At 34.1% G+C, this 24876-nt stretch carries 16 protein-coding genes; 9 read left to right on the plus strand and 7 right to left on the minus strand.

Annotation, left to right across the window (positions count from 1 at the left end):
- Positions 1-3: 3 nt before the first annotated feature.
- The gene (locus HYN86_RS16565) at positions 4-978 is read right to left on the minus strand and encodes a ribonucleotide-diphosphate reductase subunit beta (protein ID WP_113679044.1); all 975 of its coding nucleotides are present in this window, start codon (positions 976-978) and stop codon (positions 4-6) included.
- Between the two features lie 939 nt (positions 979-1917).
- Between HYN86_RS16565 and HYN86_RS16570 the strand changes: the two genes are divergently transcribed.
- The 7 genes from HYN86_RS16570 to HYN86_RS16600 all read left to right on the plus strand — a co-directional run bounded on the left by HYN86_RS16570 (position 1918) and on the right by HYN86_RS16600 (position 13860).
- A complete protein-coding gene (locus tag HYN86_RS16570) occupies positions 1918-3639 on the plus strand; it encodes a tetratricopeptide repeat protein (RefSeq protein ID WP_113679045.1) in 1722 nt (573 codons plus the stop codon).
- A gap of 228 nt (positions 3640-3867) precedes the next feature.
- Positions 3868-5364 (plus strand): ankyrin repeat domain-containing protein, encoded by a 1497-nt coding sequence (locus HYN86_RS16575; protein ID WP_113679046.1) that lies wholly within the window; start codon positions 3868-3870, stop codon positions 5362-5364.
- A 48-nt stretch (positions 5365-5412) separates the two neighbouring features.
- Positions 5413-5895, plus strand: a complete 483-nt coding sequence (locus HYN86_RS16580) for a DUF2271 domain-containing protein (RefSeq protein WP_113679047.1) — start codon at positions 5413-5415, stop codon at positions 5893-5895.
- Between the two features lie 133 nt (positions 5896-6028).
- On the plus strand, positions 6029-8212 hold the full coding sequence (locus HYN86_RS16585) for a PepSY domain-containing protein (RefSeq protein ID WP_113679048.1): 2184 nt from the start codon (positions 6029-6031) through the stop codon (positions 8210-8212).
- A 217-nt stretch (positions 8213-8429) separates the two neighbouring features.
- Positions 8430-9422, plus strand: coding sequence for an FAD:protein FMN transferase (locus HYN86_RS16590; protein WP_113679049.1), 993 nt, complete (start codon positions 8430-8432; stop codon positions 9420-9422).
- A gap of 674 nt (positions 9423-10096) precedes the next feature.
- Complete coding sequence (locus HYN86_RS16595; protein ID WP_113679050.1) at positions 10097-12487, plus strand: TonB-dependent receptor; 2391 nt, start codon at positions 10097-10099, stop codon at positions 12485-12487.
- A 35-nt stretch (positions 12488-12522) separates the two neighbouring features.
- A complete protein-coding gene (locus HYN86_RS16600) occupies positions 12523-13860 on the plus strand; it encodes a hypothetical protein (protein WP_113679051.1) in 1338 nt (445 codons plus the stop codon).
- Positions 13861-13961: 101 nt separating this feature from the next.
- Here HYN86_RS16600 and HYN86_RS16605 read toward each other — a convergent pair whose 3' ends face one another.
- The gene (locus HYN86_RS16605) at positions 13962-14837 is read right to left on the minus strand and encodes an NmrA family NAD(P)-binding protein (RefSeq protein WP_113679052.1); all 876 of its coding nucleotides are present in this window, start codon (positions 14835-14837) and stop codon (positions 13962-13964) included.
- An 81-nt stretch (positions 14838-14918) separates the two neighbouring features.
- Here HYN86_RS16605 and HYN86_RS16610 point away from each other — a divergent pair, with 81 nt between their 5' ends.
- Positions 14919-15284 carry a winged helix-turn-helix transcriptional regulator gene (locus tag HYN86_RS16610; RefSeq protein ID WP_113679053.1) on the plus strand — a complete coding sequence of 122 codons (366 nt, stop codon included), beginning with the start codon at positions 14919-14921 and terminating at the stop codon, positions 15282-15284.
- Positions 15285-15512: 228 nt separating this feature from the next.
- Complete coding sequence (locus HYN86_RS16615; RefSeq protein ID WP_113679054.1) at positions 15513-16247, plus strand: hypothetical protein; 735 nt, start codon at positions 15513-15515, stop codon at positions 16245-16247.
- 134 nt (positions 16248-16381) lie between these two features.
- On the opposite strand, the gene HYN86_RS16620 is transcribed toward HYN86_RS16615, so the two are convergent.
- The 5 genes from HYN86_RS16620 to HYN86_RS16640 form a co-directional block, all read right to left on the minus strand.
- On the minus strand, positions 16382-17353 hold the full coding sequence (locus tag HYN86_RS16620) for a M20/M25/M40 family metallo-hydrolase (RefSeq protein WP_230406383.1): 972 nt from the start codon (positions 17351-17353) through the stop codon (positions 16382-16384).
- A gap of 20 nt (positions 17354-17373) precedes the next feature.
- Positions 17374-18423, minus strand: coding sequence for a sialidase family protein (locus HYN86_RS16625; RefSeq protein WP_113679976.1), 1050 nt, complete (start codon positions 18421-18423; stop codon positions 17374-17376).
- Positions 18424-18554: 131 nt separating this feature from the next.
- Complete coding sequence (locus HYN86_RS16630; protein WP_113679055.1) at positions 18555-19889, minus strand: sugar MFS transporter; 1335 nt, start codon at positions 19887-19889, stop codon at positions 18555-18557.
- 171 nt (positions 19890-20060) lie between these two features.
- Positions 20061-21647 carry a SusD/RagB family nutrient-binding outer membrane lipoprotein gene (locus HYN86_RS16635; RefSeq protein ID WP_113679056.1) on the minus strand — a complete coding sequence of 529 codons (1587 nt, stop codon included), beginning with the start codon at positions 21645-21647 and terminating at the stop codon, positions 20061-20063.
- A 16-nt stretch (positions 21648-21663) separates the two neighbouring features.
- Complete coding sequence (locus HYN86_RS16640; protein WP_113679057.1) at positions 21664-24750, minus strand: SusC/RagA family TonB-linked outer membrane protein; 3087 nt, start codon at positions 24748-24750, stop codon at positions 21664-21666.
- Positions 24751-24876: the final 126 nt, after the last annotated feature.

The following is a 24876-nucleotide window of genomic DNA, read 5'->3' on the forward strand; positions in this document are numbered from 1 at the left end:
GTATTAGAAAAGATCGTTTGCGGTAATGCTTTTATCGTGTTTGGTATATTCAACTGGGCGTTTGGCAAAGAAATCGTCTAAACTGTTTGCAAAAACTTCTTCTTCAAACCAAGTCATTTTTGAATATTCGTCTGGAGAAACATTAAAGATCGTTTCGATATTGATTTGTTTTAAACTTTCATCAATTCTAAATTTCATGAAGTTTACTAAGTCTTCTTTATTAATAGTTTCGATTGCTCCGTCTTCAAAAATCCAATCTAAAATATCGGCTTCAACAGTAATAGATTCTTTAACTGTTTCTCTGATCAATTCTAAAGTTTCAGGATTAAAATATTCTGGAAACTCTTCACGGATTTTATTAATGATGTAAATTCCGCCGTTCGCATGAATTTGTTCGTCGATAGAAGTCCACGCAATAATGTTACTCACATTTTTCATATATCCTTTGAATCTTGTGAAAGACAATAAAATCGCAAACTGACTGAACAAAGAAACATTTTCGATCAAAATACTGAATAAAATCAGCGAAACCATGTATTTTCGATTGTCCTGCGATTTGGTATCCTTCAATACATTTGAAAGATAATCTACACGTCTGCGAACTACAGGAACATCTAAAAGTTTTTCGAATTCATCATTATATCCTAAAACTTCCAACAAACGAGAATACGCTTCAGAATGCCTGAACTCACATTCTGCAAAAGTAGTTCCCAATCCGTTGAATTCCGGTTTTGGAAAATGCTCGTATATATTTCCCCAAAAACTTTTTACTGCAACCTCGATCTGCGCAATAGCCAGCAAACTATTTTTAATTGCTGTTTTTTCAGCAGTATTTAAATGAGCGTGAAAATCTTGTGTATCGGCAGTAAAATCTACTTCGGTGTGTACCCAGTAGGCCTTATTAATTGCTTCAGTAAATTGGAGAACCTCAGGATATTCAAAAGGTTTATAATTGATTCTTTTATCGAAAATTGACATATATATAGAATTTTAAGTGACTAATTTGAAATAAAAAATCGAGCGCTCATTTGCAGGTGGTATTGGCGTGATTTTCTATTATTACAAATTTAGCCCACAGTTATCCTTTTGTCCAGTTTTAGATGTTAAAAATCTCTCCAATTATCAACAGTTTAAAAACTTTAAAAATTGGTCTGTTTTCAAATTTTATCAACAGCAAAATGATGTCTTGTAATTCACAATGAACTAGCTGTTTCAGTAAAATTAATGTTAAGTTATCAACATGAAAAAATGATCTTTTTTTAGGTCAAACTCAAAACAGTTATCAACAGCTGAGTTCAAAAAAAGCAAATTTGCACTCGATCTTCTTCCTAAAAAAACGCTAGTTATTAATAATTATTCTAAATAGTAAAACTGATATTTAAACAAACAAAATCTTGTAACATTTTTATTGACAATTATTTACAATTAAACTAATAATTTATCTCGGATTCAAACTCATTTAAAAAAAAGAAAAAGTGCATAATTTTAAGATGAAGGACTCTTAATTTCATCATTCCTACCAAAATGTCTTAAAATGAAAAATTGATAGGAAGATTTGAATCATAATGCATCATTTAAACTAAGAAAAAACGAATCGAGAAACAACTGCATTTTACTCCAAAAAAAACACATTTAAAAACAATAAATCTTTTCAATTTTTGATTATTTTTTAAAATCTAGAGCTACAATAATCAGGTATAAATACCTGAAAAATTATTACTCAAATAATTTATCTTGCGTGCAAAAAAAATCAAAATCAAAACATTTTTTTCTGAATTTGATACCAAAATAAAGAACAGACGAGATGATTTTTCTTTTAAAGAAATAAAAACCAACACATTAAAGAAAGAATTCACTTATAACAATTATATTTTTTATTACCTTTATATTACAAATTAATATGCCTAAAGAAATTTAATGTCTGCCAAAAACAAACTATATTATATTGTTTTATTCTTTTACGCATTACTTACCAATGCACAAAAACTGCAGATTCCATCCTCAACAAATCACATAAAAGATGTCGAATTTATTCTCGATCAAGAAAAATCCTTTGGCAGGGACACTACGGCTTTAAAAAAATTTCTTCAACCGCTGCAAAACATTTCTAATTATAAGGTTCTTTATGACGGCTTACTTGCGAACGGGTATAGTGACTTTTATGATTCAGTTAATAAAAACTCCAACAAATATTATTTAAGGTCCATTAAAAAAGCAAAAAACTCCAAAAATAGTTCTTTACAAATCTGGGCACAGCTTAATTACATTAGCTATTTATATCATTACAGAGATTATATTAATCTGACTCCCATACTTCTTGAAGTAATTGCGGCAATTGAAACTTTACCAAAAAATCAAATTATCGCAGCAGATGAATCCTTCAAAAAAATTGGATGGATTATGCATACCTATGGCGATTACAATACATCCATACGATATTTAGAAGCCGCGGAAAAAACGGCCGATAAAAATACTTCTGAATATGCGGCCATAATTAATGCGATAGGATTAAATTATTTTTACTTAGGAAATGACAAACGAGCCGCAATATACTTAAACAAGACAGCAGAATTAGCCGCCAAAATTCATGATGAAGTTCGATATGCCAAAGCACTTGGGGATTTAGCTCTGATCAGCAGAAAAAAAGGTGACTTAAAAACGGCATCAGAATTTTTAGAAAAAGACATTCAGATTTCTGAAAAAAATAAAAGCGACCAAAATACTATGTACGCTTCAATATTGCTTGCAGAAGTATTTTTGGAAAATAAAAATATTCAAGGCGCAAAAGAGGCCTTAAATAAAGCAGAAAAAATTGCTGTCGCCAAAACATTTTTCAAAAAAAATGAACTTCAAATTATTAAGCTTAGACTGGAAATTCTGGAGCTAGAACATTCCACAGAAAATGAACTAATTTTGAGAAGAAGAATGAACGAACTTGAAAATTCATTGAAGGACAAAGATGGCGAAATGGCTGTAAACAAAGTAAATTGGCTTATAGAAAAAGCAAAATATGAACAGCATCTTGACAAAGCCAAAGAACAAATTGAATATGAGTCTACTCTAAAAAACTTCTACATTATTATCTTTACTATGATCTCATGCATAGCTTTGTTGGTTTTTATCTACTTCAAAAAAAGATATATCAATAGATATTTAAGATACGAACAGCAAGTAGCACTTTTAGAATCAGAGAAACTAAAAGCGGAACAAAAATTAAGCGAGGTTCAAGACAATCTGGATTCTCAAATTGATTATTTGAAAGAAAAAAAGAAACAAATACAGAACTTAAAAATTTCGATTGAAAGTATAAAACAATCTTCGTCTTATTATATTGAAAAAGAAAAGGGCAAACTTAATGCCTTGCTGCAATCACAGTTAATGACCGAAAAGAACTGGAATGCTTTTAAAAAAGAATTTCAAAAAGAATATCCGGAGTTTTATTTGCTTTTACAGCAAGATTTTCCAGAAATTTCAGATTCAAACAAAAAAATTCTACTGCTGCAGAAACTTAATTTCACCAATAATGAAACTGCCGAATTATTAGGAATTACAAGTGATGATGTAAAAAAATCAAAACTGGAACTTAAGAAAAAACTGGGTGAAAAATATAACCTTCTCTTTGACCGCTTTACTGCGTAGATCATTTTCAAGACGAATCTCAAGATTAAATAAAAATTAAAATCAGCTTAAGCGATTCTTAAATTTCAAATAAACTGTCTAAAAAGTACCTTTTAACATCAAATTAGTATTGATTTAAAAATATTAATCTTTACATTTGCTTTATTTTTATTTATTCTAAATAGACAAAATAAATATCCCAAAGTAAATTTAATCTTGAATAATTCTATAACCAAAAATTATCGAAACATGAAAAAGAACCTTTTCGCTTCTTTTGCATTTGCCGTAACACTTTTTGCAAGTGCTCAGCAAAAAAATACACTTTTAGAACAATCTTTTTGGAAAACTTCTCCCGATATCGAAACTGTTAAGGCTGAAATAGCAAAAGGGAATAGTCCTTCAGAGGCAAATGCTAATGCGTTTGATGTTGCGACTTTGGCAATTAATAATGATGCGCCTGTTGCAACTATCAAATTTTTAATCGAGCAGCCAGGAAATTCAGTTACAAAATTAACGCACGATAATCGTATTTATTTACACTGGGCTGCTTATAGAGGAAATACAGAATTAGTACAATATTTAATTACGAAAGGTTCTGATGTTAATTTTGAAGACAGCCACGGAACTGCTCCTGCAGATTTCGCAGCATCAAACGGTCAGTCGAGCCCTGCGATGTACGATGCGTTTTTTAAAGCCGGTGTAAATCCGACTAAAAAATATGCCAATGGAGCAAACCTTTTACTTCTGGCAATTGCATCGGATAAAGATTTAAAAGCTGCAGAATATTTCGCAACTAAAGGAATGTCTCTTAAAGATGTTGATAATGACGGAAATACTGCTTTTACGTATGCGGCAAGATCTGGAAATATTCCACTATTGAAAAAACTTTTAGAAAAAGGAATTAAACCAACAGAAACTGCGCTTTTAATTGCTGCACAGGGAAGCAGAAGAGAAACTAATACAATAGAAACATATAAATATTTGGTTGAAGAAGTAAAAATAAATGCAGCAGCCCAAAACAAAGCGGGACAAAACGTACTGCATATTTTAGCTGGAAAACCCAATCAAACTGAAATTATCAAGTACTTTTTAGGAAAAGGTGTTGATGTTAACAAAGCTGATAAAGAAGGAAATACGCCAGTTATGGCTGCTGCATCTGCAAGAGAAACTGCTGCTTTAGAACTTTTTCTTCCTAATGCAAAAAATATCAATGCTCAAAATTTAAAAGGAGAATCTGCTTTGACATATGCCGTAAGATCTGGAACTCCAGAAGCTGTGAGTCTGCTTTTAGTGAAAGGTGCTGATGTTAATGTAAAAGACAAAGACGGAAATAATTTAGGAGTTTATTTAGTACAGTCTTATCGCCCAGCTGGAAGAGATAAAGATGCTGCTAAACAAGATCCTTTTGATGCAAAAGCAAAATTACTACAAGATAAAGGATTAAATTTGGCTGCAGCGCAAAAAGACGGAAACACTTTGTATCATTTGGCAATTACTAAAAATGATGTTTCTCTTCTTAAGAAAATAACTGATTTAAAAGTAGATGTAAATGCTAAAAATAAAGATGGTTTAACGGCACTGCACAGAGCGGCTATGACTTCTAAAGATGATTCAATTTTAAAATATCTTGTTTCTGCCGGCGCTAAAAAAGATATAAATACAGAATTTGACGAAACAGCTTACGCTTTAGCTAAAGAAAATGATCTGCTTACAAAAAATAATATTTCGGTTGAATTTTTAAAATAAATAGTTTCAAATCTCAAAAATAAAATTCCAAATTACAATTAAAAAAATATGAAATCTATATTTAAAATTGCTCTTACAAGCGCATTTGTTTTTTTTCTTTCTCTTCAATCTAATGCACAGTCAAGCAAATACAAATGCATGCTTCAGATGAATAATTATATGGGAGAAGGTGCATATATCGTAGTTTCACTCGTTAATGGAAACGGTGAATACGAAAAAACGCTTTACGTAATGGGCGATGATAAAAAATGGTACAAATCATTAAAAGAATGGAACAAATTCCATACTCAAAAAAATGATGATATAAGCGCAAAAACAGGCGCTTCTGTTACCGGCGGAGATCGCAGTGTGACAACAATAGAAATTGAAAATTCTAAAATTAACAAAGGCTACAAATTACGTTTTGAAACAGCTGTTGAAGACCAAAAGTATTATGTAAGCGATCTTGAAATTCCGCTTACTACAGATGGTCTTGCTGCTAAAACAGATGGAAAAGGCTATATTAAATATGTAAGGTTAAACAAAATTTAATATACAGCATATTATTTTTTAACCTGTATAAGCATGAATTCTATTTTTTTTCTGCTTAAAATTGAAATCTGAGCTTTGTCAACGTTTTTAACTTTGACAAAGCTTTAAACATTTATTACTTTTAATATATTCAATGACTCTTTCTTTCTGGCGTTATGCACACTTGGCCCTGGCCTTATTTTCTTCTATATTTTTGATTTTGGCTTCGGTAACCGGAATTATTCTGGCGGTCGACGCAGTGCAGGAAAAAACTCTTCCGTACAAAACTGAAAATTTTAACGAAATAACTTTAGGAGAAACTCTTCCTATTCTTAAAAAGGCTTACCCAGAAATTACAGAATTAAGTGTCGATTATAATCAGTTTGTAACGCTTCAGGCAATTGATCAAGACGGAAATGATATTAATGCTTATGTTGATCCCAAAACTGGAAAAGTTTTAGGAACTCCTGTAAAGAAAAGCGAATTTATTCAATGGATTACAAGCTTTCATCGTTCTTTGTTTCTTCATGAAGCAGGACGTTTTTTTGTCGGCATAATTTCTTTTTGTCTGCTGCTGATTTCGCTTTCGGGTTTTGTATTGGTTTTAAAGAGACAACGCGGTATTCGTAATTTCTTCTCCAAAGTAATCAAGGAATATTTTGCCCAGTATTATCATGTTGTTTTGGGACGATTAGCTTTAATTCCGATTTTAATTATTGCAGTAACGGGAACTTATTTATCGCTGGAAAGATTTAATTTTTTTATGGGTGAAGAAAAAGCGAAACCTGTAAAATCTGAACTTTCAGAAAAAGACAAAACAACTTCTATATTTAAAACAACTTTACTTTCTGATGTAAAGAAAATTGAGTTTCCTTTTACAGATGATCCTGAGGAATATTATATCATTGAATTAAAAGACCGCGAGATAGAAGTTAATCAGGTTTCTGGAACTGTTATTTCAGAAAAACTTTCGCCGGTAACCCAGCAATTTGCGACTTTGAGCCTTGATCTTCATACTGGAAGAATTAACGGAATCTGGGCTGTAATCTTAGCCATTGCCTGCATCAATATTTTATTCTTTATTTATTCTGGTTTTGCGATTACTTTAAAAAGAAGGTCAAGCCGAATTAAAAACAAATTCAAAGCGCAAGAAAGTACTTTTATTCTTTTAGTTGGTTCTGAAAACGGAAGTTCTTTTCGATTTGCTAATGCGATTCTGAAACAATTAATTGATCAAGGTTACAAGGCTTATATTACTGAATTAAATCGTTTTTCGGCATATCCAAAAGCAGAGCATATTTTGGTGTTTTCATCTACGCACGGTTTAGGTGACGCCCCTTCTAACGGAAAAAAATTTAAGGCTGTATTAGAAAAACAAAATCAGGATCAGAAAATTAATTTTTCTGTCGTTGGTTTTGGTTCGAAAGCTTATCCAGATTTCTGCCAGTTTGCGGTTGAAATCGATCAGCTTTTAGCCAATCAAAATTGGGCAGATCGTTATTTAGATTTACAAACCGTTAACGACAAATCGGCTGTTGAATTTGTAAACTGGATAAAATTATGGAGTGCTAAAACGGGAATTCCTTTGGCGACAACTCCTTCATTGTACAATCATGTGCCGAAAGGACTGCAGAAATTAATGGTTTTAGATAAGACGCCGATTTCTGATACCGAACATACTTTTATACTTACATTACGCGCCAATTCTAGGGCTAAATTTGTTTCTGGTGATTTACTGGCAATTTACCCTGCAAATGATTCTAGAGAACGCCTCTACTCTATTGGAAATCATTCTGGAAATATACAATTGGTTGTAAAACTGCATGAAAACGGATTGGGTTCTGGCTTTTTGAATAACTTAGAACCTGGAAATACCATAAAAGCTAGAATTCTTAAAAACCCAACTTTTCATCTTCCAAAGAAAGCACCAAAAGTGGCACTAATCTCTAACGGAACTGGAATTGCTCCTTTTCTGGGAATGATTGAACAGAATAAAGCTAAGAAAGAAATACATTTGTACAGCGGTTTTAGAATGGTAACTCCAACTCTTTTGGCTTATAAAAAGTTTGCAAAAGTGATGATTCAAAAACAGCATTTGGATCGTTTTCACGTCGCTTTATCTCGAGAAGGAGCTAATATTTATGTGATGGATTTAATCCAAAAAGATGCTTCTTTTTTCATGAATTTATTGAAAGAAGGCGGTGTAATCATGATCTGCGGTTCGCTTGCGATGCAAAAAGATGTTGAAGCTATTTTGAATGAGCTATGTCTCGAAAATGGGATTAAAAGTCTTTCTGAATACAAAGAAAATGGTCAATTATTAACGGATTGCTATTAGGATTTTAGATTGTAGATTGCAGAATTTAGATCGTAATTATAAATGAATCCCCAGAGGGATGACATATTTATAGATTCTATGTGGTTCACACAAAGTTAAAGCTCCAGTGGAGCGGCATATATAAACTACATATCGCTCCGCTTGAGCTTTAATTTGAAACGTTTAAATTATAACTATAAATATTTCGCTCCGCTGGAGCTCTAAAAAATGATTTTTTATGCAAAAATCAATTATAAATAAACTTTTAATTCTTTTCGTAACACTTCAATGCTCTACAGGCTATTCGCAAATATTACGAAAAAGAACAACGCTTTTAATGGGCGGGCGTTTTGATATTACTATTGTCGATAAAGATTCGCTTTCGGCTGAAAAAAATATCGATCTTGTAATTGCTGAAATTACCCGCATAGAAAATCTAATTTCGGATTGGAAGGCCGATTCTCAAATTTCTAAAGTTAATCAGAATGCGGGAATTCAACCTGTAAAAGTAGATCGAGAAGTTTTTGAACTTGCGCAAAGAGCTGTTAAACTTTCTGAAATAACAAATGGCGGATTTGACGTCAGCTTTGCTGCAATGGACAGAATCTGGAAATTTGACGGTTCGATGACGGAAATGCCTTCGGCGGAAGCCATAAAAAAATCGGTAGAAAAAGTGGGCTACAAGAATATTATTTTGGACAGCACAGAATCGACTATTTTCCTAAAATTAAAAGGAATGAAAATCGGATTTGGTGCTCTAGGCGAAGGTTATGCCACTGATAAATGCCGTGCCATGATGGTTGAAAAAGATATTAAAGCTGGAATTATCAACGGTTCGGGCGACATGAGCACATGGGGAAAACAACCCAACGGAAACGATTGGAAAATCGCAATCACGAATCCGTTTAAACCTGAAAAAAATTTAGCTGTTGTTCCTTTAAAAGAAGGTGCTGTCACTACTTCTGGCAGTTATGAAAAGTTTGTTGTTTTTAATGGAAGACGCTATTCTCATATTATAAATCCTGCAACTGGTTATCCCGCAACTGGCTTATGCAGCGTAACCGTCTTTGGCCCAAACGCCGAAACCGCAAACGGATTAAGTACTTCTATGATGGTTTTAGGTCAAAAAGAAGGCTTATTATTACTTCAAAAATTCCCAGAATACAGTTGTGTATTGATTACTGATAAAGGGAAAGTGGTTAAGTCTAAGAATTTCGCTTATAAAGTGTGAATTGGTTGATGGTTGATTGTTAATGGTTAATGGTTAATGGTTGATTGTTAATGGTTAATGTTAATTCTTAATTCTTAATTCTTAATTCTTAATTCTTAATTCTTAATTCTTAATCTTTAATTGTAATTTAATTGACCAACTGAACTGTTTTTAATAATCATTTAATCGCACTATTTGTCATTTCGACGAAGGAGAAATCTCCGTGCGTAATTCCATAACGAGAAGCAAATCTTTGTAGAGTTTCTTGCGGAGATTTCTCCTTCGTCGAAATGACATAAAATGAGAGAAAATGGATTAAAAATTAAGAATTAACATTAACTATTAACTACTACTATAAACCATAAACAACCAACAATCAACAATCAACAACCAACAATCAACAACCAACAATCAACCATTAACCATTAACCATCAACCATTAACCATCAACCATTAACCATTAACCATCAACCATCAACCATCAACCATCAACCATTAACCATTAACAATCAACTATCAACAATCCACAAACCATCAACAATCAACAATCAACAATCAACCATTAACAATTAACAATCAACAACTTACCAATATTAAAACTTCTAATGTAAATCTAATAATCTTCTAATAGCTTTATTTAGATTAAATATAAATTATCATATAAGTTTGCACCACTTTTATATGCAGACTCAAATATGAGAACAACTTTACTTTTATTTTTATTTACTATTACAGCTTGGTCACAAACCGGAAATCTTACAGGAAAAGTGACTTTTGGAACCGACGAACTGGCTTATGGTTCTACAGTAATCATCAAAGGAACTCAGAAATACGCTGTTGTAAATGATTTCGGGCGATATGAATTTAAAGGGTTAAAGTACGGTGAATATATCTTGGAGACTTCGTCAATGGAAGGACAAACGAGAACTACAAAAATAAACATCAATAAACCAAATACAGAATTTAATATTTCACTAGATCGTAATGGGCCAAAAGATTTACAAGAAGTTGTAATCAAAAAAGCCTCAATTCGAAAAGAAATAATGGATAAGGGCTTTGCTGTTAATATTATTGAAACAGAAGAAGCTGCAAAGAGAAACCTGCAAACTAATGATTTATTAGATCGTTCTGGCGGCGTAAGAGTGAGACAAAATGGTGGCTTAGGCTCGGCTGTTAATTATAATATTAACGGAATGTCTGGAAATGCCATACGAATTTTTATTGATGGAGTTCCTATTAGTACATATGGTGCTTCTTTTAGTTTAAACAGTATTCCTCCTGCCTTGATTGAAAGAATAGAAGTTTTTAAAGGTGTTGTTCCTTCTTATTTAGCAGACGATGCTCTTGGCGGTGCAATTAATGTAGTATTAAAGAAAGGAGCTAAAAACAGTTTAAATGCATCTGTTTCTTACGGATCATTCAATACGGTACAATCTAACTTTAATGCCGCGATTAGAGACAAAAATGGTTTTACTGTTAAAGCGAATGCTTTTCAAAACTACTCTGATAATGACTATGAAATTTGGGGAAAATGGGTTTATAATATTCTGCCAAATGGCCGTTACGACTACATCAGAGCTAAAAGATTTGAAAGCATGTACAGATCATTTGGAGGAAGACTCGAAGCGGGTTTTACCAATGTTGACTGGGCAGACACTTTTCTTATAGGCTACAATGGTTCTCAGGATTTCAATCAGATTCAACATGGACAATATATGACAAAGCCTTATAAAGGTCGTTTTAATGAAAATACTGCCAATGTTTTCAGTATAACTTATGCAAAAAAAGATTTCTTAATTAAAAAACTGGATTTCTCTGCGGTATCAGTTTATAGTCATCGAAATGAATTTGTAAGTGATACCGTAAAATGGAATTACGATTGGAATGGAAACAAAGCTTTAGGCTTATATGGCACTCCTATTCTGTCCAACACGGGCGCACAACAGGGTGCGGCAACACTAAACTACAGAACTGCAAATATATTTAACACACGTGCAGGATTAACGTATTCTATTAATGACAACCATAAAATTGTTGCCAATGTAATGACTTATGTTTTTGACCAAAATGAACTTGACAGAATGAAACCAGAATTGGTTAGAAATTTCGAAGTTACTCGAGATTATGTAAAAACAGTTTCGTCGTTTAGTTATGAAATGACGGCATTTGAATCTCGTCTGAGAGTTAACCCTTTTGTTAAAAATTATTATTTAAAGAACGAGGAAATAAAACCTGTTATCATAAATCAAAATGGTCAAAACTCTATTGGTACAGAAGTGAACTCAAAAAAAACTGATTTTACAGGATACGGAATTGCAACTTCTTATGCCATTCTTCCAAAAGTTATGATTATGTTTTCTGCAGAAAAAGCGATACGACTTCCTACAGAAGATGAATTATTTGGACGTCCGGGAGAGAATATTATTAGTAATACAAGTCTTGGACCTGAGCAAAGCAACAATTTTAATGCTGGTTTCCGCTTGGGGCCGTATGATATAAGCCATCATAAAATTACACTTTCTGCAAATGGTTTCACAAGAAATACAAAAGATAAAATTGTTCGTAAAATAAGTGATCGTTTAAATGAAGCTGTACAATCTACACCTTTTGTAAACTTAGGTAAAGCGCAAGCGATAGGCTTTGAAGCTTCTTTTCAATACTCTTACAACAATCGTTTTTTTGCCGGAATGAACATTTCAAAATTTAATTCTTTATTCAAAGATAAATACGATTCTAATGGAAATATTATAATTCATTACAATAAACAATTGCCAAACGAACCTTATTTCACAATAAATGGAAATATGCAGTACAACTTTAAAAATTTAATTCAAGACAAATCAGAACTTAATCTTTACTACTACTGTGCTTATGTAGACCCTTTTTACACTTCTTGGCAAATTGACAGAACTACTGCACAGTTCCCGCAAGATTTAGGTTTAAGCTACACGTTTCCAAGTAAACAAATTATTGTCAGTTTTGATGCCAGAAATATTTTTGATGCACAAGTGTACGACAATTTCGCCGCTCAAAAACCAGGAAGAGCTTTTTATATTAAGCTCAACTACAATATCACAAAATTCTAATCATTGTAAATAACTAATTTTTTAAATCCATAAATATGAAAAAGAACACATTCAAACTATTTACATCTGGCTTATTGCTAGGTGCATTAGCGCTGACTACTTCTTGCAGCAGTGACGATAATAACAATAACAATCCTGATCCTGTAAATCCAGTAACAGATGGCCGCTGGATTACAGTTGCAGGTGCCTTAATGCAGACAGATCCAGGAGACGGAAATGGAGGAACAAGAGTTTATTCTATCAGTAAAGAAAATGCTATTGATCCTAATTTTTCTGTAAATGTTTATGATAATGGTGCTCCTGTTCAATCTAGCAGAACAGCTCGTCTTCAGTCTTCTGTTGATGGAAGCACGCTTTTCAACATTACGTACACTGGTGCAAATGGCGGTGAGTTTATGACATACAAAGTAAACGGCGGAAGTAATTTTTTAGAATCTCAGGCAAAAGTTAATATTTCTCAATATGCTGGAACTTCTCCAAGATGGGTAAAACTTTTTGATGGTGATAAAACAGGAGTTGCGGTAAACGTAACTGCTCCAGTTATTAGCACAAATGAAGATAAAACATATAAAAATACAAGAGGAATTGCTACTGTATTATCTTTAGATATGCAGCAAACTTTAATCTCTGCTTATAAACAATATCCTATTCCGTTAACTGCTGAGGAAGAAGCTCAAGGACACCATATTTTCCGTTTAGATGCTCCTACATTAAATAAAGCAGGAAACAAATTAATCATCGGAACTTGGATGCGTAAAACTGATCCTGCAACAGGACAAAATGCTGCAAGCTTTACACGTCTAGGTTCTAAATCTGTTGTAGTTGATTATCCTTCATTAGAAAATCCAAAAGTAATTACTTCTACAGTTGGTTTTGGAGATACAAGCGGTTACAGAAGTTTTAACAGCTTCGTGGCAACTGACGGGAACATTTATCAGGCTACGCAGAGAGATACTCAAAAAGGTTCTTATATCTTAAAAATTGACCAAAGCAACGAATATGACAATTCTTATGTATTTAGTTTAGATACAGCATTAGGAGTTAAAGGAACTTATATCGACGCTTGGAGATATGCTGGAAACGGAATTGCTTATGCTGTTTACACTTACGAAGGTGCAAATGATCAAGGATACCTTGCAAGATTGGATCTAAACGCAAAAACTGCTCAAAAAGTAGAAGGTATTGCTTATGATGCTGACTTAAATTTCGGTCAATACCAAGGTTTTGTAGTTGACGGAAATAATTTTTATATTGCTGTTACTCCAGTTGGAAAAGATGGTAACATTTATGTAATTGATATTCCTTCTGGAAAAGTTACTAAAGGTGCTAAATTGGTTAACAAACCAGGAAACCACTACATCGGAGTATTCTAAAAATTACAGTTGGGTATTTACTGTAAATAATTCATTACTTGAGTTTTTTTTTAATTGAACATTCCGCTTCTATTGATAGTAAGCGGAATGTTTTTTTTTGATTAAAATTTTGAAGCAAACTCTTTTGCAAAATCTTCTAACTTGATTTTCCCTTGAACTTTTCCATCGTTTTTTAGAAAATCTGCTGCAATGGTTTCGTTACGAAGTCCGCTTCCCATTTCGGTATATAGACCAGCCATTTCCTCTGGAACTCCAGCTTGAGTCATACCTCCTAAATATTGTTCATCAGTAAATTCAACCCAAGGAAGTTCTGGTTTTCCAATTGCCGTGCCGAATGTTTTTGCAATTTCTGAAGGCGTGCGAACATCACTAATAATATAGCGCACATTTTTTCCTTCTGGTAATTTTTGCAATTCTTCTGCAGCAGCCCATGCAATGTCTTCTGGATGCACTAACGGAATACGATTTCCTGCTGGAATATTTGCGCCCATAATTCCTGCCCCTTTTATCATCGGAATATCGTTGAAGAAATTAATGTAAAAATATCCAGCTCTCAAAAATGTAATTGAAGTATTTAGTTTCTCATAAATCTTCTCAATATTGTACAAACCTGCAATTGGTCCGTTTCCTGATGGTAAATCAGCTCCTATACTGCTTAACATTACTACTCTTTTAATGTTGGCATTCTGAATAGCTTTCGCGAAAGCGGTACCAGCATCTGTAGTATTTTGAATAATATTTACACCGCCCATATTTGGAGGCGTCATGGCGAAAAGGGCATCTGCACCTTTAAAAGTTTCTGATAGAAAATCGGCATCGCTAACCGATCCTATTACTGCTTTTGCACCAAGATTTTCAATGGCAGATTTTCGATCTGCATTACTGCTGACAACAGTTACATCGTGACCTGATTGTACTAATTGAGCCGTTAAAGGCTTTCCGATATTTCCTAACGAACCTGAAATTATAATTTTCATCTTTAAAAGTTTTTTTATTTAACAAGACAAAGGTATCTTTGTACTTACTTTTATACAAGTACTTACCCTAAAGTATGTATCATGACAGCAATTAAAGAATCGTCTACTATTCAGGAAAACAAGCAGTATGCGTTGGAAAAATGCCCTGTAACTTTTGTAATGGAAAAAATTGGAGGCTTCTGGAAACCCATTATTTTATATCATTTATCGACTGGAGATAAACGTTACAGCGAATTGAAAAGAGCAATACCGGCTGTAACAGAAAAAATGCTGATTCAGCATTTGAAACAATTAGAAGCAGATGGTTTGGTCATCCGCGAGGCAAAACCAGTTGTACCGCCTTTTGTGACTTATAAATTAAGTGATGCTGGAAAAGGATTGTTGCCCGTTATTGATGCAATGGCTGCATGGGCTTTTAAAGTAAAAGACGGCATCTATAGCGTTTAATAGAAGTCGTTATTTTTTCATAAAAACCCACTAACTTTTAAATAGTCTATCCGTTTAAATAAATGCCCAAACCCGATTTTACCGTCACTGACCAAAATCTTAATTAGAAAACATTTTTAGAAAGAAAAGATTATCAATATTTGCATCTAAATAATATCAAACTCCAACCAGAATTTGGATAACCAGCCAGATTAACATAATACAATCAAAAAAAACAAATAAAATAGGATGGGCAGAAACACCGACTTTTTCATATTGCACAAAGAAATAGCCAGAGCAGAACTTTATCCCGTTATCTCTTCAGATCGATTCGCAGAATCCTTCAAAGAATTCCTTATCAGAAGAAAAAAGATTTGCGATGATGACTATGATGTACATTATGAAAGCATCAGCCAAAAAGTAAGTACGGACATTAACAATATACTCCCTAGCGAACTCTTTGAACTTATCTATTGGCTTGGAGAAATAGGATATAATTATGAAGGCAAAGGCATCGAGGAGCTTTTTAATCTTCATGGTACGACAGCATATAGCTTTATGTTCCAATACGGGAATTTCACCGACTATTATCCGCTGGATGCACTATCTGAAGCCTGGAGTGGGGAAAGGATACATCCAAAAGACTTCATGCGTTTTTTGGACTATATGATTCTGCTGATGGGAAGGGTTTCGGCCTCACAGATTGCAGGTCCGGAATATAGTCTCTCGGATGCTGAAAAAGAATATATAGATGCACTACAGGAAACCTATAAAGATGAAAAGTTACTATGGGAAATAATAGATGCGGAATTTGAATACCTAAAAAGAGAATTAGTTACTTATATCGAAAGCGGTTCCAAGTCAAAAGTAAGTCCTGAGGTGAATTGCGTTTACTGGTCCTCAGGCTTTCTAGACAGTTGCATTGAAATGAAATCCAGAATTGCTGAAACTGGCACGATGGTTTTTATTGTCGATTCCCTATAAAAAACTGCTCTAAATGTAGTCCTACATTAGCAAACTCTTGGCTTTTAAAGTAAAAGACGGCATCTATAGCGTTTAATAGACACCGCCTTTTCAAACAACAAAAAAACTAATTAACTTATTTTTAATTGCTTTGTTTAATTCTGTTTCATAAAAAACAAAGCTTCTTTGTAATTGGCAATTTCTGTTAAGGCATTATAAATATATTTTGAAACCAAAGCTCCCCCATCAGAATTAATGAGGTCGATATCATCTTCTGGTGTGTGATACTGCGGATGTCCGCCGGTATGAAAACCAACAGCCGAAATAGATTCTTTATAAAAAGAAACATGATCAGAACCGCCAACATCTCCTGCGTGAATAACTGGATTTAATCCTGAATTTTGCTGCAGTTTTTGCATCAGTTCTACTCCATTTGGAAAAGTTCCAGCACCGCCCATATAAAGCTCTTTTTTTTCATTTAATCTTCCAACCATATCCATATTCAGCATAACTTTTACGGATTCTTTTGGAACTGGAAGATGGGTTACGAAGTATTTAGAGCCTAATAATCCTTCTTCTTCTCCGCTGAACGAAATAAAAATGATGCTTCTTTTGGGTTTGCTTTTTTGTTTTGAAATTTCTTCTAAAATGCAAAGCAGTGCCGAGACACCAGAAGCATTATCATCTGCACCGTTATGAATGGCAAACGCTTCTTTCTTTTTACTTCCAGAACCTGGTCCGCCCCAGCCCCAATGATCGTAATGTGCTCCTATTACAATATATTCGTTTTTTAAAACCGGATCAGATCCTTCGATAAAACCCAAAACATTTTGAGTTGCAGCACTATCTGATTTCATCTTATTGATGCCTCCTTTTACAAAAACTTTAAAAGGCTGATAATAAGAATTATTGAATTCTTGTAAACCATATTTTTTAAAATACTTCTGAATATAAGCTGCTGCTTTGTTATTTCCTTCTGTACCCGGAAAACGGCCTTCCAATTTATCTGATGACAAATATTTATCATGCTTATAAAAAGTTGCAGCGTTTTGAGCATTAAGATGTAAATAGAAAAATAATATTCCTATTTTTAAGAAATTGTATTTTGAAGTTCTTACTGATTTCATATTGTATTACAAGCTAAATTTTACTGCAGATTAAAAGAGGTGTGTTTAATATACTTTCTGTCGTACGTATACAAAACGTGAACTTTTTTATCTGTGGTTTGAATGATTGCCGGATAACTAAATTCTCCTTTTTGCTGATTTTCCAAATCAAATAACTTTCTCCAGTTCAAACCATCTGTAGAATATTCAACGTCTAAAATATTGCGGCCGTTAAACCAGTCTTTTCCCTGTGGCAGTGGATTATTCACCAATAAAAAAAGATTTTTATTTACGGTTAAAGCATCTATTCCCGAATTTGAATTCACCACATTAATCGTATTGGTTCTTATCCAGCTTTTTCCGTTATCTCCAGACCAGCTCGCAACTACTCTATTGTGTTTGCTGCGGGACAACATCCCAATATCACTTTCACTATGAATTAAAAATGTAGGCTGAATGACATTTAATTGTTTATTATTTTCAACTTCAATTTTTTTCCAAGAATCGTCAGCTTCTGAGTAGGTTTCTACATGAATTCTCCATTCGTCTTTATCAACACTTTCTGTACTGCTGCCACAGAGAATTAAGCCCGGCGTAGTTTCGATTGGTTTGTTTCGAATTGGTCCGTAAAATCCTTCTGGAAGATATTTTGGTTCGCCCCACGTTGTTCCATTATCTTTTGAAACAATCATAGCGCCAAACCATTCTCTTGGATTTTTTCCGACTTTGTAAAACAAATACAAATTCTGGCTTTTGCTTTTAAACAACACCGGATTCCAACAAGCAAGCGTATCTCCGTTTTTGATTAATGGCTGAATAAGCTCTTTTGGCGTTGACCATTTTTTATCTTTATAATCAGAAATATAAATTCCGACATCTTTTGCGCCTTCGTATTTGCCTCCAAACCAAGCTGCCATAATCTCATTTGGTTTATATTCAACCAATGTCGATGCGTGGCTGTTGGCTGTAACAGGCGGATCTGCAATATAACTGCTTTCAATATTCACAGCTTTAATTTGTGCTTTTACTGAATTGGAAAAAACACTTACCATCAATAATGCAGCTGTAATATATTTCTTTTTTAAAATCATTGTATTCTTTTTTTTGCTTAAATTTAAAATGTGATTTGTAAAATAAAACATCCAAAATTCATATTTACTAATCACTATTTAATACCCCATGAACTATAACTGTACACTAAGCACTAACAACTAAGTACAAACTAACTCTTCTTCAACCCCACTTTATGTCCTGAAATCGCGTAGTAAAGGATAATAATATAACAAGGAAGTAAAATCCAGTATCCTTTTGTTGAGGCTGCTGCTGTTGCATTTACTTCGCTAATTCCCTGTGCGATCAGATCGGCTTTTGTTCCGTCTACGAATTTCCCATATAGAGGCGGAATAACTGCTCCTCCAGAAATTGCCATTACTAATAATGCTGCTCCAGTTTTCGTGAATTTGCCTAAACCGTTAAGTGTAAGCGGCCAGACTGCAGGCCAGACCAAAGCATTTGCAATTCCTAATCCAGCAACGAATAAAACAGAAGTAAATCCGCTAGAAAACACAATGCAGAATGACAATATAATTCCTAAAACCGCACTCACTTTTAGAGCCAAAGCCTGCGTAATATATTTCGGAATCAAAAATGCTCCCAAAGCATAAGTAGCAACCATTGCTAATAAAGTAAATGTTGTAAAGAATTTGGCATCGTCTGCAGGAAATCCTAACGCGATTCCGTATGCTATAATCGTATCACCGGCTATAACTTCTACTCCAACGTACATAAATAAAGTTAATACGCCCAGCCAAAGATGCGGAAACTGAAAAATACTTGTTTTTGCTGTTTCTCCCTCTTTTGTTTCTTCAATTGGCGTGGCTTCAACATTTGGAAGCGGTGCTTTAAGAATCAGCAGTCCCAAAATAAACAAAACCACTGCCATAGAAATGTAAGGAACTACAACACTGTCTGCCATATTATTTAGTAATGTATTCTTTTCAGAAACGCTTACTACAGCCAGTTTTTCCTGAATTTCATCAATGCCTGATAATAAAATAGATCCAAAAATAAGAGAGCCTAAAGCTCCAGCAATTTTATTACAAATTCCCATAATAGAAATTCTTTTTGCCGCGCTTTCAATTGGTCCTAAAATAGTAATATAAGGGTTTGATGCTGTTTGCAATAAAGTCATTCCAGCTCCCTGAATAAAAATTCCTGTAAGGAACATCCAATACGTTCTCGCTTCGGCTGCAGGAATAAAAATTAAGGCTCCGAAACCCATAATGAATAATCCCAAAGACATTCCTCTTTTATAGCCGATTTTAGTTAAGATATAAGAGGCAGGAAGCGCCATTACAACAAACGAAATATAAGATGCCGACGCCACTAATAATGACTGCGCTGATGTTAATTCGTTAATTGTTTTCATAAACGGGATCAAAGCGCCGTTGATCCAGGTAACAAATCCAAAAATAAAAAACAGACTTGCTATTATTAAAATTGGAACTAATGTGGTTGGTTTGGTTTGTGAGGAGTTAGTGGTATTTTTATCAACCATTTTTATTTATGTTTTTGTGGTTTGATGATTTGTTAAATTGGAGAAATCATCTGTAGTTAAGAGAAAATTGAGTATATCAAAATTACTGACATACGTATAAAACAAAAGGAGAGTTACCTCTCCTTTTGAATTTTAAGTAAGGATTGTGTCGATCATTACTCACCAAATTAATTATTTTGTGTCCCACCAAAGTCTAGTTCCACCTGAATCTGCACCGCCTAATTTTACGATACCGTCATCAACTGCTTCTTTGTTAGAAGAGTACTCATTTGTAGTGTAAATGATTCTCTTCATTAGAGACTTACCAACACCTGCATCAGGGTTGTCTGTATTTAAAACTGGATAGATTACTTTAGCATCGCTTCTACGTAAATCTGCCCAAGCTTCCCAAGATTCTGGGAAAATAGCTAAGTATTTTTGAACTGCAATCTGTGTACGCTGATCCGCAGTAGATGCAGACCAAGCTACAGGCAATTTAACTGGAATATCTTGTAAATCTAAAGTAGGATAAAGAGTCAAGATATTTGGTAATGTTGGCAATGATGAACCATTGATGTATGCATTTACTGCAGCAGCATCTGTAATTCCCCATTGTGCTAGAGATAATCTAATACCTGTTTCGTACAAAGTTTTAGCGTCTCCGCCCATGTTCCATCCATTTAATGCACCTTCAGCTCTGCTTAAATAGTTTTCAGAAGCCATGAAAATTTCGATGTTTTTAGATTCACTAAGGTTATTAGCAGCACCATTACCCATCACGTCATTATTAAAAGCAGAGAATTTAGTAGTTCCAAATTGGTCTTCTAATCCACCAACAGGATTTCCTCTATAAACTCCAGTATCGATTGGGGCAAACCATTTTGATAAACGTGGATCATTGTATCCTACTAAGATACTTTCCATAGAAGCGGTCATTACATACCCCCAGCTATTTACGATCATGTTTAAATTGTTTGGAGTTATATTACTTGCTTTGAAAAATGCACTTTGATCATTTGTCTGCATAACACCTGCAGCTACCGCAGCTTCAGCTTGTGTTTTAGCTTTTGCACCATCTTTATCAGAAATTCTTAAAGCCAAACGCAATCTCATACTGTTTCCAAAAACTCTCCATTTGTCTACGCTTCCAGAATAAACTCTATCATTTGGAGCAAGAGACGCAACAGTTGCTGTTGAAGGAGAAGACAATACTGCGTTTGCTTCGTCTAATAATTTAAAGAAATCATCGTAGATAAATTCAACGCTGTCATAAGGAACTTTTTCTTTACCATTTCCTGCCTCAGTGTAAGGAATTGGTCCGTAAGCATCAACCATTTGGTTGTACATGAAAACTTTCCAGATTTTAAGAACTGCCAATGCTTCAGCATTTCCTTCAGATGCTTTAACAGCATTGTTTAAAGCAGGAACAGCAACTGTGTAAAATCTTGTCCATCCTCTTCCTTCGTATCCGTTAACGAAAGCATTTCTTTCAGTACCATATCCACAGTTTAAATAGTGGATAAAAGTAGAAGATAAAATACCTGTTGCAATACCCCAAGTACCTTGGTCATCTACACCTGGAGAAGAGTAAGATCCGTTGTGTATACCTGCATATAATGCAGATGCAAATGCAGGACCTGCTAATGTAGCATCTAACTGATCTTCAGTCAATGAATTAGGATCTTTGTTTATTTCATCAAAGTCGCCAGCACAACTTGACAAAATCGAAACTGCCATTAATGCAACTCCTAATGTTTTTATTTTAAAACTATATTTCATAATGTCCCTTATTTAATTAAAATCCAAATTTAACATTAACTCCATAATCTCTAGTTGAAGGAATGTTGAAAGATTCTATCCCTTGTAAGTTTCCTGTTCCTGCTCCTGCTTCTGGATCAAAATGTTCTGCTTTGTTTAAGAAGAAGAACAAGTTTCTACCTACTAAAGAGAAATCGATACTTGAGAATCCTGAATTACCTAATACACGTTTTGGTAATGAATAACCAAAAACAAGTTCTCTCAATCTGATGTTTGTAGCATCATAAATAAATGGTTCTGCAATTGGAGTTCTTTGTCCGATAGCTGTCCAATATTGTTCTGCTGTAATACTTGTAGTATTTGGAGTGTAAGTTCCGTTACCAGCTGCAACAACACCATCAACTACAATTCCGCCTTCTCTTCCTGCTAAAGTAATATCACTTACCCCTAAACCAGCTTGTCTAGCCTGAGTGTATGAAATAACTTCACCACCAATTCTGAAATCAATAAGGAAGCTTAAAGAGAAATCTTTGTATTTGAAATTATTTTTGAAACCTGCTGTCCAGTCTGGGTTAAAGTTACCAGCACGAACATCAAATCCATTTGTTGCCAAAGGAATACCTGCACTGTTTACAATAATATTTCCGTTTGGATCTCTTTGGAAACCTTTAATATATAAATCTCCATATTCTCCGCCTTCAACAACTTTACTTCTTACTAAACGTCCTTCTCCAAGAACTAACTCATCTCTTCCTTCAAAGATAGATTTTACTTTTGATTTATAAGAAGCATAGTTTGCTGTAATATCCCAAGTAAAGTTTTCTGTTTGAATTGGAGTTGCAGTAAGCGTTAACTCGATACCTTTATTTTCAATATCTCCACCATTTACGATAGCTCTAGAATATCCAGAAGATTCAGGAGTGTTGATGTAGAAAATTTGGTTGTTTGTTAATGATGTAAAGTATGTAAAATCTAAACCTAAACGGTTATTGAAGAATCTTACATCTGCACCAAATTCTGTAGAAGAAGATATCTCTGGTTTTAAATTTGGATTAGCTTTTGTGTTTTGTCCGTATAACATACCACCATTTCCACCAATGTATGAGAATCTTTGTTGTGTTTGATAAGGATCTGTATCGTTACCAACTTGTGCGTAAGAACCTCTAACTTTTGCAAAACTGATTACTTCTGGTAATGTAAACATATCAGAAAGAACAGCAGAAAGACCAAAAGATGGGTAGAAATAATCATTAGGAATTGTAGAAGACCAGTCATTTCTAGCTGTAACATCTAAGAATAAGTAGTTTCTAAATCCAAGTTGACCAAATGCATAAAGTGAATTGATTCTTTTTTCTGAAGCTGTAGATGTAGATTGAACAGTTTGAACGTTACTTAGGGCAAAGAAATTTCTTTTACTCAATACACCGCCAGAATTTAAAGCTGAACTATTTTGCTGCAATACGTTTGCTCCACCATTAAGTCCAACTGAAAAATCTCCAAATTTTTCATTGTAAGAAAGCAAAGCATCTACGTTTAACTCACTAACTGTTTCATAAGATTCACTGTATGAACCCATGTTACTGTTAAATGCGTTTGTTGCATATCTGTTTCTTACGTTTTTGTTTGTCATTTGGTCTAAACCAGCTCTACCTTGTAAGCTTAAAGTTTTTGTAAACTCATACTTAAGCGAAGCTAAACCAATAAATCTGTTTCTTTTATCTGTACGAGCATCATCTCTTAAAGCAGACCAAAATGGGTTTCCGCCTGGAGCTCCTGTCTCGTCAAGGAAATAGTTTACTTGTCTTTGTCCTGCTGCATCAATATATTCGAAGTTTTTGTAATCGTTATAAGCGATACTACGAGGTAATAAATAAGCAGATGTTCCAATAGACTCTTCTCCAGTTCTCAATAAATTGTCGATATCCTGAACGATGTAGTTTGTTTTTACGTCTAAAGTTAATTTATCAGAGATTTTACTAGTCAATCTTAAGTTAAGATTGTGTCTGTCCATTTGGTTTCCTCCAACAATACCTTCAGCACGTGTGTTAGTATAAGAGAAATAACCTTGAGCTTTTTCGTTACCAGATGTAACTGTTAATGTATTTGCTAAGTTGTAACCAGTTTTGTAAAAATCAATTACGTTATTAGGCTGTGGAGAATAGCTTTGTGTAGCTGGCCCAGCATAATTTGGGTTACGAACTAACTGCCAGTTTGAAACTTGGCTTCCGTCTAATCTGCCTCCCCAGCTTGAAGAAGAGTTTGCAACGTAAGCTCCGTTTGTACCTTGACCGTACTCGTTTTGTAAATTCATCAAATTATAAGCAGAAGAAGCCATAAAGTTAGATGATAAAGATACAGATGTTTTTCCTGCTTTTCCAGATTTTGTAGTAATTACAATTACACCATTTGATGCTCTAGATCCGTAAAGTGCTGCCGCAGATGGTCCTTTAAGAACAGTCATCGAAGCAATATCTTCTGGGTTAATGTTAGAAATACCATCTGGCTGTGTAGTTCCTCCTGTATCAATATCAGGATTAGAATTTGTTGTTCCGTTACTAATTGGCACACCATCTACAACATAAAGAGGCTGGTTGTTTCCGTTAAGAGATCTGTTACCTCTTAAAGTAATTCTAGAAGAAGAACCAACACCATTTGAAGTAGTAGAGAAGTTAAGACCTGCTACTTTACCAGAAAGAGAGTTGGCAACGTTTAATGATCTTGCCTCAGAGATTTCATCTACTGAAACGTTTTGTGCAGAATACGTAATGGCTTTTTTCTCTCTCTTAATACCAAGAGCGGTTACCACTACTTCTCCTAACTGCTGTGTGTCTGCACCCAAAGCTACATTAATTGTAGTTTGTGTTCCAACAGCCACTTCTTTTGTAGCAGATCCTACATAAGTAAAAACTAAAACTGTTGATTGATTTGGAACGTTAATGCTGTATTTACCATCAAAATCTGATGAAGCACTCGTTTTAGTTCCTTTAACAATAATATTTGCCCCTGGAATCGGAATTCCGCTAGAAGCATCTGTTATCGTTCCTTTTACTGTAGTCTGCGCTTCTAGGCTTTGGAATCCGAAAAGGCATATGACCAACAGTAATTTTAGTACGTTTTTAATCATATTAGTTGTTTTTTTAGAGTTAATAACATGTTAAATTTAAGAATACGTTTTGTTAACAATACATAATTTCGACAAATGACAATTTTGAAAAGGTGTTGGTGAAAGTTTGGTCAAATATTGAAAGAA

Origin of the sequence: Flavobacterium fluviale (genome assembly GCF_003312915.1) — a bacterium.
GTDB lineage: Bacteria > Bacteroidota > Bacteroidia > Flavobacteriales > Flavobacteriaceae > Flavobacterium > Flavobacterium fluviale.

What these genes read in the sequence shown, in the direction of transcription:
- HYN86_RS16565 (WP_113679044.1), bottom strand. Translation starts at nt 978, where the DNA reads ATGTCAATTTTCGATAAAAGAATCAATTATAAACCTTTTGAATATCCT.
- HYN86_RS16570 (WP_113679045.1), top strand. Translation starts at nt 1,918, where the DNA reads ATGTCTGCCAAAAACAAACTATATTATATTGTTTTATTCTTTTACGCA.
- HYN86_RS16575 (WP_113679046.1), top strand. Translation starts at nt 3,868, where the DNA reads ATGAAAAAGAACCTTTTCGCTTCTTTTGCATTTGCCGTAACACTTTTT.
- HYN86_RS16580 (WP_113679047.1), top strand. Translation starts at nt 5,413, where the DNA reads ATGAAATCTATATTTAAAATTGCTCTTACAAGCGCATTTGTTTTTTTT.
- HYN86_RS16585 (WP_113679048.1), top strand. Translation starts at nt 6,029, where the DNA reads ATGACTCTTTCTTTCTGGCGTTATGCACACTTGGCCCTGGCCTTATTT.
- HYN86_RS16590 (WP_113679049.1), top strand. Translation starts at nt 8,430, where the DNA reads ATGCAAAAATCAATTATAAATAAACTTTTAATTCTTTTCGTAACACTT.
- HYN86_RS16595 (WP_113679050.1), top strand. Translation starts at nt 10,097, where the DNA reads ATGAGAACAACTTTACTTTTATTTTTATTTACTATTACAGCTTGGTCA.
- HYN86_RS16600 (WP_113679051.1), top strand. Translation starts at nt 12,523, where the DNA reads ATGAAAAAGAACACATTCAAACTATTTACATCTGGCTTATTGCTAGGT.
- HYN86_RS16605 (WP_113679052.1), bottom strand. Translation starts at nt 14,837, where the DNA reads ATGAAAATTATAATTTCAGGTTCGTTAGGAAATATCGGAAAGCCTTTA.
- HYN86_RS16610 (WP_113679053.1), top strand. Translation starts at nt 14,919, where the DNA reads ATGACAGCAATTAAAGAATCGTCTACTATTCAGGAAAACAAGCAGTAT.
- HYN86_RS16615 (WP_113679054.1), top strand. Translation starts at nt 15,513, where the DNA reads ATGGGCAGAAACACCGACTTTTTCATATTGCACAAAGAAATAGCCAGA.
- HYN86_RS16620 (WP_230406383.1), bottom strand. Translation starts at nt 17,353, where the DNA reads ATGAAATCAGTAAGAACTTCAAAATACAATTTCTTAAAAATAGGAATA.
- HYN86_RS16625 (WP_113679976.1), bottom strand. Translation starts at nt 18,423, where the DNA reads ATGATTTTAAAAAAGAAATATATTACAGCTGCATTATTGATGGTAAGT.
- HYN86_RS16630 (WP_113679055.1), bottom strand. Translation starts at nt 19,889, where the DNA reads ATGGTTGATAAAAATACCACTAACTCCTCACAAACCAAACCAACCACA.
- HYN86_RS16635 (WP_113679056.1), bottom strand. Translation starts at nt 21,647, where the DNA reads ATGAAATATAGTTTTAAAATAAAAACATTAGGAGTTGCATTAATGGCA.
- HYN86_RS16640 (WP_113679057.1), bottom strand. Translation starts at nt 24,750, where the DNA reads ATGATTAAAAACGTACTAAAATTACTGTTGGTCATATGCCTTTTCGGA.